This is a genomic window from Virgibacillus byunsanensis (genome assembly GCF_042675965.1).
Lineage (GTDB): Bacteria > Bacillota > Bacilli > Bacillales > Amphibacillaceae > Virgibacillus_R > Virgibacillus_R byunsanensis.
Genome location: NZ_JBHTKJ010000007.1, coordinates 63728 through 76143 on the forward strand (window position 1 = coordinate 63728; position 12416 = coordinate 76143).

Annotated in this window: 13 protein-coding genes and 3 pseudogenes; 10 read left to right on the forward strand and 6 right to left on the reverse strand. The window is 37.0% G+C overall.

Annotation, left to right across the window (positions count from 1 at the left end; all coding sequences use genetic code 11):
* The 3 genes from ACFQ3N_RS01945 (at window position 1) to ACFQ3N_RS01955 (ending at window position 2068) form a co-directional block, all read left to right on the forward strand.
* On the forward strand, window positions 1–1050 hold the full coding sequence (locus tag ACFQ3N_RS01945; protein WP_390359045.1) for a nucleotidyltransferase family protein: 1050 nt from the start codon (window positions 1–3) through the stop codon (window positions 1048–1050).
* Window positions 1047–1745 carry an acylneuraminate cytidylyltransferase family protein gene (locus ACFQ3N_RS01950; protein ID WP_390359047.1) on the forward strand — a complete coding sequence of 233 codons (699 nt, stop codon included), beginning with the start codon at window positions 1047–1049 and terminating at the stop codon, window positions 1743–1745. The genes ACFQ3N_RS01945 and ACFQ3N_RS01950 overlap by 4 nt, the downstream gene beginning before the upstream one ends.
* Before the next feature lie 83 nt (window positions 1746–1828).
* Complete coding sequence (locus tag ACFQ3N_RS01955; RefSeq protein WP_390359049.1) at window positions 1829–2068, forward strand: hypothetical protein; 240 nt, start codon at window positions 1829–1831, stop codon at window positions 2066–2068.
* 366 nt (window positions 2069–2434) lie between these two features.
* On the opposite strand, the gene ACFQ3N_RS01960 is transcribed toward ACFQ3N_RS01955, so the two are convergent.
* From ACFQ3N_RS01960 to ACFQ3N_RS01975, 4 genes and pseudogenes are all read right to left on the reverse strand, one after another.
* Window positions 2435–2602, reverse strand: a complete 168-nt coding sequence (locus ACFQ3N_RS01960) for a hypothetical protein (RefSeq protein ID WP_390359050.1) — start codon at window positions 2600–2602, stop codon at window positions 2435–2437.
* Window positions 2599–3400 (reverse strand): annotated as a pseudogene (locus ACFQ3N_RS01965) (ATP-binding protein). The gene ACFQ3N_RS01960 and the pseudogene ACFQ3N_RS01965 overlap by 4 nt, the downstream one beginning before the upstream one ends.
* Complete coding sequence (locus ACFQ3N_RS01970) at window positions 3354–3611, reverse strand: hypothetical protein (RefSeq protein ID WP_390359052.1); 258 nt, start codon at window positions 3609–3611, stop codon at window positions 3354–3356. The pseudogene ACFQ3N_RS01965 and the gene ACFQ3N_RS01970 overlap by 47 nt, the downstream one beginning before the upstream one ends.
* On the reverse strand, window positions 3601–3969 hold the full coding sequence (locus tag ACFQ3N_RS01975) for a Mu transposase domain-containing protein (protein ID WP_390359054.1): 369 nt from the start codon (window positions 3967–3969) through the stop codon (window positions 3601–3603). The genes ACFQ3N_RS01970 and ACFQ3N_RS01975 overlap by 11 nt, the downstream gene beginning before the upstream one ends.
* Before the next feature lie 742 nt (window positions 3970–4711).
* On the opposite strand from ACFQ3N_RS01975, the pseudogene ACFQ3N_RS01980 reads away from it, so the two are divergent.
* Window positions 4712–5266 (forward strand): annotated as a pseudogene (locus ACFQ3N_RS01980) (ATP-binding protein); the annotation flags it as partial.
* Between the two features lie 3 nt (window positions 5267–5269).
* Window positions 5270–5620, forward strand: coding sequence for a magnesium chelatase subunit ChlI family protein (locus ACFQ3N_RS01985; protein ID WP_449369431.1), 351 nt, complete (start codon window positions 5270–5272; stop codon window positions 5618–5620).
* Window positions 5621–5874: 254 nt separating this feature from the next.
* Here ACFQ3N_RS01985 and ACFQ3N_RS01990 read toward each other — a convergent pair whose 3' ends face one another.
* Window positions 5875–6366: a competence protein ComK gene (locus tag ACFQ3N_RS01990; RefSeq protein WP_390359056.1), complete on the reverse strand. Its 492-nt coding sequence runs from the start codon at window positions 6364–6366 to the stop codon at window positions 5875–5877.
* Window positions 6367–6535: 169 nt separating this feature from the next.
* A complete protein-coding gene (locus ACFQ3N_RS01995; protein WP_390359058.1) occupies window positions 6536–6790 on the reverse strand; it encodes a helix-turn-helix domain-containing protein in 255 nt (84 codons plus the stop codon).
* A gap of 677 nt (window positions 6791–7467) precedes the next feature.
* On the opposite strand from ACFQ3N_RS01995, the gene ACFQ3N_RS02000 reads away from it, so the two are divergent.
* The 5 genes and pseudogenes from ACFQ3N_RS02000 (at window position 7468) to ACFQ3N_RS02020 (ending at window position 12303) form a co-directional block, all read left to right on the forward strand.
* Entirely contained in the window at window positions 7468–8022 is a 555-nt protein-coding gene (locus ACFQ3N_RS02000) for a sigma-70 family RNA polymerase sigma factor (RefSeq protein WP_390359059.1), read from the forward strand.
* A 58-nt stretch (window positions 8023–8080) separates the two neighbouring features.
* Complete coding sequence (locus ACFQ3N_RS02005; RefSeq protein ID WP_390359061.1) at window positions 8081–8383, forward strand: hypothetical protein; 303 nt, start codon at window positions 8081–8083, stop codon at window positions 8381–8383.
* Window positions 8384–8386: 3 nt separating this feature from the next.
* The gene (locus tag ACFQ3N_RS02010; protein ID WP_390359063.1) at window positions 8387–8851 is read left to right on the forward strand and encodes a hypothetical protein; all 465 of its coding nucleotides are present in this window, start codon (window positions 8387–8389) and stop codon (window positions 8849–8851) included.
* A gap of 279 nt (window positions 8852–9130) precedes the next feature.
* A pseudogene (locus ACFQ3N_RS02015) lies at window positions 9131–10143 on the forward strand (IS5/IS1182 family transposase); the annotation flags it as partial.
* 75 nt (window positions 10144–10218) lie between these two features.
* Complete coding sequence (locus tag ACFQ3N_RS02020; RefSeq protein ID WP_390359065.1) at window positions 10219–12303, forward strand: S8 family peptidase; 2085 nt, start codon at window positions 10219–10221, stop codon at window positions 12301–12303.
* The last annotated feature ends 113 nt before the right edge of the window (window positions 12304–12416 follow it).

Genomic DNA, 12416 nt, shown 5'->3' on the forward strand with positions numbered 1-12416 from the left:
ATGAAGAAGTGGGAAATGGCTTTAGTTGGGCCAGATCAGTCAATATATGATGTGATGAAGATAATTGATAAAAGTGCTACGCAGATTGCATTGGTGGTAGATGAAAAAGAAAAGTTATTGGGTACAGTTACTGACGGTGATATTAGAAGGGGTTTATTAAGCAAAATCCCATTAGACTCCTCAATTAAAGAAGTGATGAATTCAGAACCGAAGACAATTACAAAAAGCACAAAAGAAAGTCAAATTTATAAACTTCTCGTAAATAAGGGGTTAAAATTTCTCCCTATTGTAACTGAGGATAATGAATTGATTGATGTGAAAACACTTGAAGATATAAACCCTGTGAAAGAACGAAAAAACCCTGTAGTGTTGATGGCTGGGGGTCTTGGAACTAGATTGTTGCCACTTACAGAGGATACGCCGAAGCCATTGCTTAAAGTAGGGGATAAACCGATATTAGAAACGATTATTGAAAATTTTATTTCTCATAATTTCAATAACTTTTATATATCGGTAAATTACCAAGCTGAAAAAATCAAAGACTACTTTGGCGATGGTAAAGAGTGGGGTTGTACTATTCAATATATTGAAGAGTCAAAAAGGCTTGGAACTGCAGGAGCATTATCCCTGGTTCCTAAAGTACACAATGAGCCCATGATTGTTATGAATGGAGATCTCTTAACAAAAGCTAACTTTAGCAAGTTAATAGATTTCCATGAAGAATACGGAGCCACTGCAACAATGTGTGTTCGTGAGTATCAAGAAACAATTCCATATGGAGTGATTCAATCTAAAAACCATAAGTTTTTAGGTGTGGAGGAAAAACCTACATTTAGATATCTAGTAAATGCGGGAGTCTATGTGTTGAATCCAGAGGCGATGCAGTATATCCCAGATAATGAGTTTTATGACATGCCTACATTGTTTGGAAAACTAAATGAAATAGAAAAGGAAACATGTATCTTTCCAATTCATGAATATTGGTTGGACATTGGTCGGTTAAAAGACTACGAAAAAGCTAACGGGGAGTTTTCGGAGGTATTTAAATGATTGAGTCAAATAAAATACTAGCTATTATACCTGCAAGAGGTGGATCAAAAGGTATACCGAAAAAAAACATTAAACAAATTGCAGGAAAACCTCTTATAGCGTGGACCATTGAGGAAGCATTGAAGTCAAAGTATATTGACCGTTTGGTAGTATCTACAGAGGATGAAGAAATTGCATCAATTTCTAAAAGCTTTGGTGCTGAAGTTCCTTTTTTACGTCCAGATACCTTGTCAAAAGATACAACACCTGGTATAGAGCCAATTTTACATGCAATTGAGAATTTGCCTGGGTTTGACTATGTATTGATGTTGCAACCAACATCCCCGCTAAGAACAGTAGAAGATGTGGATGGGATTATCGAATGGATGATCGAAAAAGAATATCAAACTGCTGTTTCTATCTGTTTATCCGATAAAACGCCCTCCTGGATGTTTCAGTTAACAAATGATAGCAATCTAGAATCGGTCGTACAAGAAGAAGTAACAGTTAGGCGACAAGAGAGCAAAAATGTATATGCTTTGAATGGTGCCCTATATCTTATTAGTTCAAAAGAATTAAGTGAATTCAAGAGTTTTTTTACAAATAATACCAAAGGCTATGTCATGCCTAAAGAACGGTCTTTTGACATTGATGATTTAGTGGACTTTCAAATCTGCGAAAATTTTCTTGAACTTAAGACAGGTATCAGATATTAACTTCTTATTAGACAAAGGTTTAAATTGTTTGTTGATTTAGTGATAGATGTAGAGAACTCATCAGGAAAGTGAAGTTGAATGTTATGTTAAAGAAATTTAGAAACAATTTATTTCTGAAGTATTCCATATTATATACGGTTGGAGGTATGATGACGCCAATGATTGGTTTAATCATGCTTCCAATTTATACTGGTTATTTGACTCCAGCAGAATACGGAATTATGACAGTTCTAACACTTGTGGGTATGTTGCAACTTTTCCTATTACTTTCTTTGCATGGCGCAGTCACGCGTTTCTTTTATGATTTCTTGGATAAACCTTAAAAACAAAAAGAATATTTGGGGTCTATATTCGTATTTGTCTTAATACTTTCTACTGTTGTAGCTACTGCTTTATTGTTGTTTATTAATTCGATGGGTTCTATACTTTTTGAAAATATCCCAATTAAACCATTTTATTTTTATCTAATTGGATTATCGTGGTTATCAGCTCTATTAGAACTACTGAGTATTGCGGACAGATTGAGCCAGCTGTGCGAAGTTTTGAGCCACCATTTGCGGACAATAGAGCCAGTGAGTGCGGAAGAGAGAGCCACCTTATACTCGTAAAGGAGAAATTAATAACGAGCCATTGGACACATTCCAATGGCTCGTTATTTTATTTGAATCTTTTATCCTCTAACTGTTCTTTTATAATTTCAAGAGCCAAAGGATAAGTTCATCAAAGTCTAAATCCTCTTCCTCGTTGTAGATGCATGGCGGTAATAGTGTAACTGCTATTTCCATCATCACTTCATCAGGTAAATAATTATGGAAAAAGTACTTCGCTATGCGATTTTCAACATCTTCAGGAATCATTTCATTACTCCCAACCCATGACGTTCTCTCATTGAAACTTCACCATCTACTAGGATCTTATGGAAATCATGAACAATCCGATCAAGAATCGCATCAGCTACTTGTGCCTGTCCTAGCTTTGAGTGCCAACCTTCTGGAGAAAATTGTGAACAGAAAATAGTCGAGGCTCTTTTTAATCTCGTCTCAATGATTTCCAACACATGAAGTACATGTTCCTCTGAAAGCTCGGTTAATAACCATTCATCAAGTATCAATAAGTCGATCTTCTTATACTTTTGAATGATCTTACGGAAACTACCTACCATCGGCTTCATACTTTGCTACAGCTAATTCATCTAGTAATTCTGGTAATCTGATATATTTTACATTGTAAAATTGCTGGCAGGCATGAACCCCAAAGGCGTTCGATATCCATGTCTTTCCGTTTCCTGATGCACCCATTAATATAATATTATGGTGATTTTGAATGTAGTTTCCTGTTGCTAACTCTAGAATTAAGTTCTTATCTAGATTGCGATCAGGATGATATTCTATATCTTCTATAGCTGCTGTTGGCTCATTAAATGTTCCTTGTTTAATTAGTCGTTCGAGTTTATTAGATTTACGACGATCATACTCATAATCTACCAAAAGGTTGAAACGATCATCAAAATCCATGCCTTGATATTGGTTATTTTCCCCTTGTTGCTGATATAATTCTGCCATTGCGCCCATTTTCATTTCAGTTAACTTACGTAACGTTTCTGATTCATCATTTTTTATTCCCTCCAAAGTATTTAGCTCCACGTAAAAATCCATATTCTTCATTGTTCGTTTGGTCGCTGTTTTTATCTGTTTTTTGTTTTCGTTTCTTGCTTCTGTCCAACACACCCTTTAATACAGAAACCGTAGGGTTTGTTGATATTTCAAGTAATATTTGTGTTGCTTTTTCTAGTTCTTTTTTAGAGTGTTTTGTCGATAAGTTTCTTAATGAGCTAAGGATATTTAGTGCTTTCTTTTCAACATTCATATTCAATATACATGAAACAAAATTGGACCATTGAAGACCCAATAGTCTCTGCCCATTCGCGATTATTTTCAGGATTATGTTCAAGGTATAATCGATGATTGTCAGGCATATGTTCAGTGTTGGTAGATAGCTGACCGATCTCACCATTTAATCGTTTATGGGATGCAATTCTAGCCTCTTTAAAGTAAACTTCAATTAGATCCGTAGTTAGTCGAACATCGACATGCTGACGGACGTAATCATATGGAACGGAATAATAGATACGTTCAACTTGAACTTTTGCTGATTTCCATTCCGTAAGTTTGTAAAGTGTATGAGGAAGCTGTTGAAGGTAGGATTTCTCTTCTTCCTCATACACCTCGAGGGGAAAAGGGGTCAGACCCTCCGGAAAGACAAAGTGTTGATTTGCCCGTGGTGGAAGGACAGTTTGTGAGTGCTAGTTCAGATATTGGGGCTGTGATATTATCCCTATATACTTAATATGGGTGATATTCTTATGACTAAAGGGTAGGAATTGTACTGGTTTTGTCTGTATAAGATGAACTGTTAGTGTGGAGTTGCTATGAAAGATAGTGGCTCTTTTTTAATTTTTTTGTAGAAATGAGCAGGATATGGAGGATTAATGGAGAATATATATTAAATATGTTCAGATGTCTGCTATTGTTTTGCTCCTTTAACACCACTTCTCTAACTGTCTTCTCCCTACCTGATTTTCATTCTATCCATTTTAATAAACACCAAGGAGGTGTCTTAGTGCCAAGGAAAAAACGGATCTGGTATCCTGGTGCGCGCTATCATATTACGAGTCGGGGTATTCGGAGGACTTCTTTGTTTCATGATGAAGAAGACCGGCTGGAATATTAGATGGAATGGTGCAGTCGGTGGACGGGCTTCTTCCTAGTGTACTTGCTGGATCAAAACTAGGATTTAAGCATATCTATATTCCTTCTGCATTAGAAATTCCTTTAACTAGTATACCTGCTCTTACCATTTATCCGATTAATCATCTAAAACAGTGTCTGGACCATTTGGATGGTCAACTTTCCTTGGCATTTGAGGGACAGCCACCACCAAAAACTGTTGTCGCAGAAAATGATTCGATGCATGACTTTTCATTTATCATCGGGCAGAGTAGGGCGAAGCGGGCACTAACTATTGCTGCTAGTGGAGGTCATCACTTGTTTATGTCTGGTCCGCCTGGTTGTGGTAAAACATTACTTGCGGAAACATTTCCAACCATTTTGCCTGCCTTAACAAACGCTAAGTGTCTATCAACTGACAAGCGCCCAAGCCCCTGCTAGGAATATTCCGCCGTTTCGATCCCCACACCACTCATCCTCTTATGTTTCACTAGTTGGTGGTGGAAGTAGTCCAAACCCCGGTGAAGCGTCTTTAGCCCACCACGGCGTGCTTTTTCTTGATGAACTACCAAAGACATTAGATATGATTCGCGAGCCATTGGAAAGTGGTAAGGTTCATATTAGCAGAGCCCAAGGAACAGTTACGTATCCGGCACGGTTTCAATTAATTACGGCAATGAACCCGTGTCCATTGGGTACCACGGTGCTAAAAATCGTTATTGCACATGTAGTCCGAAAGAAATTCAGCAGTATAATAACCGCATTTCTGGTCCGCTACTTGATCGGATTGATATCTTTTTGCCGCTGGTACCAGTTGCAATCGATCGGAATGTTCATGATGGCCCATCATCCTATCAAGTTCGAGCCATTCAGCGCGAGCGTTATGGTAAGGACGTTTTGAATGCAACGGCTTCACTCAACACCTTTAAGGAAGTAGGCGGAGTTTCCAAACAACAGATTCAATTGATAGAAAGATGTTCCCAAAAGCAACTATGGAGCAACCGCGTCCAAGTAAAATTTTTGCGATTGGCCAGAACAATAGCGGATTTAAACAAAGAAGTGATCGTTACCGAAGAAGCATTATGGGAAGCAATGACCTATCAAAGGAAGCCTTTGAATAAAGCTTTAGTTCAGAAGCGCTTATTATGAAATAAAGGCTATCATATGGCTTGTAATCAAACTAGCAATCAATTGTCGATTAGGGATGCATAGAAAGGTGATGAAATAACGTGTATCCAAAGCAAAAGAGGAGTTGCCATGTAGTACTATTGTTATTGTTTTGTTTTAATTTTGTTTCGACTTGTTTAATTAGTGGGTTCGCACTTTGTTTGGTATTGTAGTTGGACTTATAGATTAGCTTTTCGGTATTGGGTTTTGAGATTGGGATGAGTGAAGATAGATAATTAGATTGTAAAACGGTGATTCAAAAATGCGGTATATTGAAGAATACAGAAAGCGGTGCGTTGCATTTGTTTTTCTAATAGATAGTAGGATTCATTCATGGCTAGTTGCTGTCCATTTTTAAAGCTGAAGATCGATTTGGTATTTTTTTGTGACGTGTGAGTAGGTTTGATAGATTCGATGTGATTGTAGAAGATCCAGTGACAGTCGAATTTGCTTGGCGAACGGGTGGGAAAGGCGAAGATGTTCTTACTTGGGCTAATGGGAATAGGAACTTTTCGATTCGCGCCGGTTTGATACATCACGGCTGTCCGCCTCCCATCATACGCCGCACCACCACTTAAACAAGCGGCCTTGATTAACTGAATTGCTGTTTTATTGACGAATAATGTGCGATTTACTTCGTACACAATTGTGTTGTATTCGAAGTGTGATGCTGGTTGTAAAACCATGGTTTGATTGTTGATGTGATAGTTCACTAGGACATCGGTCAATAGAAGACACTCCTTTTTGGGGGTTAGAAAGGTAGAGAGCTGTTGGTTGGAATGATTGGTAATGACACGAGAGGCAGGTGACATTTAAATTGGTTGGAAAATGGTTTGTCTGAGAGAACAACAGAAAAGGACAAATGGTATAGAAGTACTTGTTCAGTTGGATGTTGATTTAGAGTTTCTCGCTAATTTCCTTGTAGATATTATGAATATTGATTTCGAGTACTTTCTCTAGCTTGAAAACAGTCGAATTTCTGGGATCTGATACTCCGCGTTCAATTCTTTCAATTGTGCTAGTGTCGATCCCCGCGTCATCTGCTAGTTTTTCAAGCGTATCACCACGAGCTTCTCGGGCTTCTCGTATGTACTCACCAAATAATCGACAAAATTGTTTATTTCTCAAGACAATCTCCCTCTCACCATCCATTATCTAATTGAAATGGCTAAACTACCACGGCGTAAACGCCGTAATTTAGGGAGGGAAATAGAATTTTTTTGAAGCAATCAAGGGTGTTTTATTGATTAATAGGCTCATCACTTAAACGTGGTGAGCTTATTTCTTATGCTCAAATATAGAACTTAATGCATATAAGTCTGCTACAAACTCTGCTCTATAGAGAATCTAAAAGCCTTTAAATTTCATCCATTCAGCTTCATGGCATGGATTTCGTTTAAAACTAGTCCTCCAATAGCAGGTGTTTTAGGTATAACAACAAATTGTTTACAGTAAAATCAAGGGAAATATGTGTTAGGAACAGATGTTAAAAAAGCGCTTGTGAGAGGGCATTCATTACTCATATGTTTACCGACTATTGATTTATCTATATTATATTCTTCCAATTTTTATCCCCCATTCAGACACATTATCTAGTTAAATGTAGGATACTCCACGCATTGCAAGCCCCTTTTGTGTAGTTTTTTAAAAAATAATAGGAAACTTCAGGAAACTTCTCTCAAAATGGCATTTTCCAGCTAGGTTTTTCAATTTTAGGGTGTTATTTTCTATGGAAAATGGCATTTTACAGCAAAATTAGGAAGTTTCGTAGAATGACGATTTGTGGATCATCATCTATGATAATGAAAATAGAATAAGGGGGAGAAACAATGAACGAGGAAAGCAAGATGACGTTTGAAGAAGTATTTAAGCAAAATGAAAAAAGGATCCACTACCATATGTACAAGCTGGGTATAAATGATCCACACCGGGAATTTTACGTGGAAGGTTTATATGCGATGTGGATAGCATATAAGAAATACGAACCAGACAAAGGCCCACTTGCAACCTACTTTAACTTCACCATTCGCAACCGCCTCATCGACATGCTACGAAAGAAAACAAGGGAAGGACACCATCTGGAAAGGATAGCTCATGAGAAAGTATGTAAAATAGACGATGGGAATCGATTCGGACTATCGAAACTACCTGTCGTTGATCCATCAGGTATTACTGTCGAGGATGATGTGTTTTGGGACAAGGTGAAGTCAAAGCTAACCGAAAACCAATGGAAATGGGTACAATTTTATATCATCGAAAAGATGCCACTGGGGGAAATCGCCCACCAGGAAAGTGTAACAACCGATGCAGTGAAAAGCTGGGGAAGACAGGCTAGGATGAAATTGAAAGATAAGGCTGAATATCTGAGAATGCTTAATAAATAATGTAAGAACTCTCTCCCTAGCTGGGAGAGAGCTGTTTGATGCAAGCACATAGGAAAGGATGAGAAAAAGTGATTACATAAAACAAATAAACAGCTTTTACGATAAAATCGAACGAAACCCATTATCAGCATCTCCTGTTACGTTATGGCATGCACTTATGCATATTAACAACAAAGCAATGTGTACAGAATCATTTACAGTAGCAGCACCAGCCTTACGTTTGAAATCAGGACTAAAAGAAAGTACTTTTAAACGAGCAAGAACAGAACTGAAGGAAAAAGGCTATATCGATTATCAATCACGTAATAACAACCAAGCACCAGTATATCAAATGATTGAATTATCAGAAGGAGTGAACTAGCGTATGGACTGGGTTGAGGAGCAGGAAGCGGACCAGGGAATGGATCACAATAAGGACCAGCATGCGAACTACAGTATGAACCACCCCGCGAACCAACATACAGACCAAGACACGGCCTCATTAATTAAACTAAATAAAGACAAAAAGAAACCAAACCATACAAAACAAAATAATAATATAACAACAACATTCGCGTTCGTATTTTACCAAGAAAACTTCGGCGTAATCAGTCCATTTGTGTCTGATGCAATGTTGAATTGGGTGAATGACATGGGTGAGGAGCTAGTACTGGAGACCACGAAACAAGCATTTTTAATGTCGAAGCAGTACAAGCAGTGGAAGTCGCGTTTCGTCGGAATCAGCTTAGCTGGAAGCAGAAGTCTGTGTATTTTTCTTGGTCAAGGGAAGTTGTTCCAGACTGGTTTATGGAGCAGAAGCCTAAGGACAAGGGAAAGCAAGAACAGTTAAAGGTTCTGAAAGGGTTGCGTGATCCAGCCGCTGAATGGGATGAAGTGACAAAGTGGTTGGCTGTTTTATAGGATTATCCTATTAATATTTTTTCCCTTAGAGATAAAAAAATATTAAATACAACAGACAAATATCATTCTAGCTGATAAAATATAATAAGTAGAGTGAACTTCATATTTCATATCCCTTGTGTCCCAAGGGTTTTGAAACACTAAAAAGGAAGTGCCATACCAAATCTTGTATAATGGTAGTTGACAAAACATCCAAGAATTATATGAGATGGAACCTACTCATCCTGACGAATCGATTATTTCCGCGATAGATCTAGATACGATTTATTATAAAATAAATAGAATATCCTGGCTTGGTGCACCAGAAGAACTGATCCAAGAAGCGATGATTATCTCTTATTCGATACGTAGAACGTATCCCAACCTGATTCAACGGCTTAATGATGATTTTGTTTTTAATCTAAATTACGGGTTTCTTGTTTTTGATAATACTCCCACTGAAGCATATTATTCTCGACTTTTTTACGAAACTTGGTAAATTAACTGTCCTAGAAAAAGACAAGAAAAAGTTGTGCTTCAGGCGGTTTCAGGGGGATTCATGGATGACACTGTAGTCATTGACTGACGTACCTCATTTTGAAACTCGTGACCAAGCAGAAAAGAAAAAGAAAATAGAAGACCGATTGGATGTTCCGTTACACGAGCTGGAAGTCACTCAACACCCTAAAATGGGGTGTGAATAGTGAAGAAAAAACCTCGCATGGTTTGGATACAGGGGACATTTAGCTATTGGTACATCCCTAGTCAATACATTTTGCAGTCTCTATTTTCGTCTCGCAGTCTAAATGAGGGGAAGGTACCTATCCCATATTTAAAGGGTATTGATTTTTACGCTATCAGACAATGGATGTCGGCTATGACTATGACCCCATTTACGTACAGGTACATCGAATGGGTCAGCAATCTATGATTGCTTATAACAAGAAAAGTGAAGGAGAGCCCATTGGCTTTGAAAAGTATTTTTATCCAACTGTTTTTGATAGCACTCTTATCGTTACGGCAGTTTTGATACTAAATATGAAACCTTGAAATCACAGCCGAAGATATCTGTCAAAAGGTTTATAAAGCAAAGATAACTACAGACCTCTGAAAATATACTGCACCAGTCGTGGGTCAATACCTTGGAGACTATTTAAACGTCGCTCCGCTGTAGTGTGTGTCAATAGGTATCTTAAGGAATTCTTTCAATTCAACAATGTTAGTTATCAAACAGGAAAACGCGATCTTTGTATTTTTAAAAAGAGCAATTATGAAATTGGATCAGTAGCAAAAAAAGAGAATAAAGGGGATTAAGAATTGTTAAAATTACATCATAAATTTTTTCTCATTTTTATTTCTATATTATTTCCTATTGTTTCTTACCACCCAGTGAACTCATACGGAATGGACAATATTGAAATGGATGTGATTATTGGTTACGAAAATGATATTGGCAAACAATTAATTATCGAAAAAAGCAATGAAGTAGATTATGAGTTTAATAGTTTGTCAGCAATTTCTGTATCAATTGACCAAGGTAATTTAGACGATTTACGACAAAATTCCAATATTACATACATCGAAGATAATGTACCTATTTCATTAACAAATGATGGTCAAAGTATTGAGGAAATCTCTGAATACAATAAATTAACTGAAGAAGAGTATTGGAATATTGAATCAATTAATAGTTATTTTGCATGGGGGGACGGAATTAGCGGCAAAGATATTAACATTGCTGTTATTGATACAGGAATTTCCACACATTCAGATCTAAGGGTCTCTGGAGGATACTCAAGTGTTGATTATACCTTGGAATGGAAAGATGATAATGGACACGGAACTCATGTTGCGGGTGTTATTGGGGCAGAACGTAACGATTCTGGAGTTGTTGGAGTTGCCCCAGAGGCTAACCTTTTTGCTGTGAAGGCTTTAGATCGAAATGGTGAAGGGAATCTGTTTGACTTATTAGAAGCAATTGAATGGTCTATTAAAAATGATATGGACATCATTAACCTTTCATTAGGAACAAACTATGATAGTCCAAGGTTAATGGAGATACTAGATATAGCTTATGAATCTGGTATTCTAATTGTTGGCGCAAGTGGCAATGGCGGAGAGAATAGTTCTGTTATATATCCAGCTAAATATGAAAATGTTATTGGGGTATCAGCTGTAGATGAACAGTTAAGTATCGCCTCATTCTCTTCAAGAGGAAGTGAAGTTGAATTTTCCGCACCTGGGTTGAATATTGTTAGTACATTTTTAGGTAATTCATATGGTATAGCTGACGGTACTTCTCAAGCAACTCCGCATGTGTCCGGGATGCTAGCATTATTGAAACAAAAATTTCCTAAAATGACACCTGTTGAGCTTAGAAAAGAATTAGTTAACAATGTCAAAGATTTAGGAGAATCAGGTAGAGATTCATTATATGGTCATGGGTTTATTAAGTATTCTTCAGATCAAAGCAAGAAATACTACCATAACAGCAAAGGCGAATTAGCTTATGCTGAAGAATATGAGGCTGGAAAACTAATAAAAATTCAAGAGTTTTATCCAAACAGTAATGTAGGAAATGCAAACGAGAATATTAAGTATATTTTCTATTTGAATAGTAATGGACACATAATTAATGCTGAAAAACTAAATGATAAAGCTCAAGAAGTGATTAGCTATTATGAATATCATCCTAAAACAGTATACGGCAAGCACGGAAATAATATTAAATATCTATTTGACCTAAATACTAAGGGACATGTAACAAAGGCAACGAAGAGGGAGAAAGGGACCCAACGAATACTGAGTTGGTATGAATATTATTCGAATACAATATACGGCAAACACGGAAATAATATTAAATATTTGTTCGATCTAAATACTGCGGGTCAAGTAACAAAGGCAACGAAGAGGGAGAAAGGGACCCAACGAATACTGAGTTGGTATGAATATTATTCGAATACAATATACGGCAAGCACAGAAATAATATTAAATATCTGTTCGATCTAAATACTGCGGGTCAGGTAACGAAGGCAACGAAGAGGGAGAAAGGGACCCAACGAATACTGAGTTGGTATGAATATTATTCGAATACAATATACGGCAAGCATGGAAATAATATTAAATATCTGTTCGATCTAAACACTGCGGCTCAGGTAACGAAGGCAACGAAGAGGGAAAAAGGGACCCAACGAATACTGAGTTGGTATGAATATTATTCGAATACAATATACGGCAAGCATGGAAATAATATTAAATATCTATTCGACCTAAATACTGCGGGTTATGTAACACAGGCAACGAAAAGAGAAAAAGGGACCCAACGAATACTGAATTGGTATGAATATTATCCTAAGACTGTTTATGGTAACCATGGGTCAAATATTAGTTGGAAAGGATAAATACCAGTACTGAGCGAGATGAAAAAATATTATAGATAATTTAAAAATAAACCGGCATTTTGCAGGTTTATTTTATTTGGGTGTAATGCAATATTTTATTAGTATTTGAAAGC

What these genes read in the sequence shown, in the direction of transcription:
- ACFQ3N_RS01945 (WP_390359045.1), top strand. Translation starts at nt 1, where the DNA reads ATGAAGAAGTGGGAAATGGCTTTAGTTGGGCCAGATCAGTCAATATAT.
- ACFQ3N_RS01950 (WP_390359047.1), top strand. Translation starts at nt 1,047, where the DNA reads ATGATTGAGTCAAATAAAATACTAGCTATTATACCTGCAAGAGGTGGA.
- ACFQ3N_RS01955 (WP_390359049.1), top strand. Translation starts at nt 1,829, where the DNA reads ATGTTAAAGAAATTTAGAAACAATTTATTTCTGAAGTATTCCATATTA.
- ACFQ3N_RS01960 (WP_390359050.1), bottom strand. Translation starts at nt 2,602, where the DNA reads ATGATTCCTGAAGATGTTGAAAATCGCATAGCGAAGTACTTTTTCCAT.
- ACFQ3N_RS01970 (WP_390359052.1), bottom strand. Translation starts at nt 3,611, where the DNA reads ATGAATGTTGAAAAGAAAGCACTAAATATCCTTAGCTCATTAAGAAAC.
- ACFQ3N_RS01995 (WP_390359058.1), bottom strand. Translation starts at nt 6,790, where the DNA reads ATGGATGGTGAGAGGGAGATTGTCTTGAGAAATAAACAATTTTGTCGA.
- ACFQ3N_RS02000 (WP_390359059.1), top strand. Translation starts at nt 7,468, where the DNA reads ATGAACGAGGAAAGCAAGATGACGTTTGAAGAAGTATTTAAGCAAAAT.
- ACFQ3N_RS02005 (WP_390359061.1), top strand. Translation starts at nt 8,081, where the DNA reads ATGAGAAAAAGTGATTACATAAAACAAATAAACAGCTTTTACGATAAA.
- ACFQ3N_RS02010 (WP_390359063.1), top strand. Translation starts at nt 8,387, where the DNA reads ATGGACTGGGTTGAGGAGCAGGAAGCGGACCAGGGAATGGATCACAAT.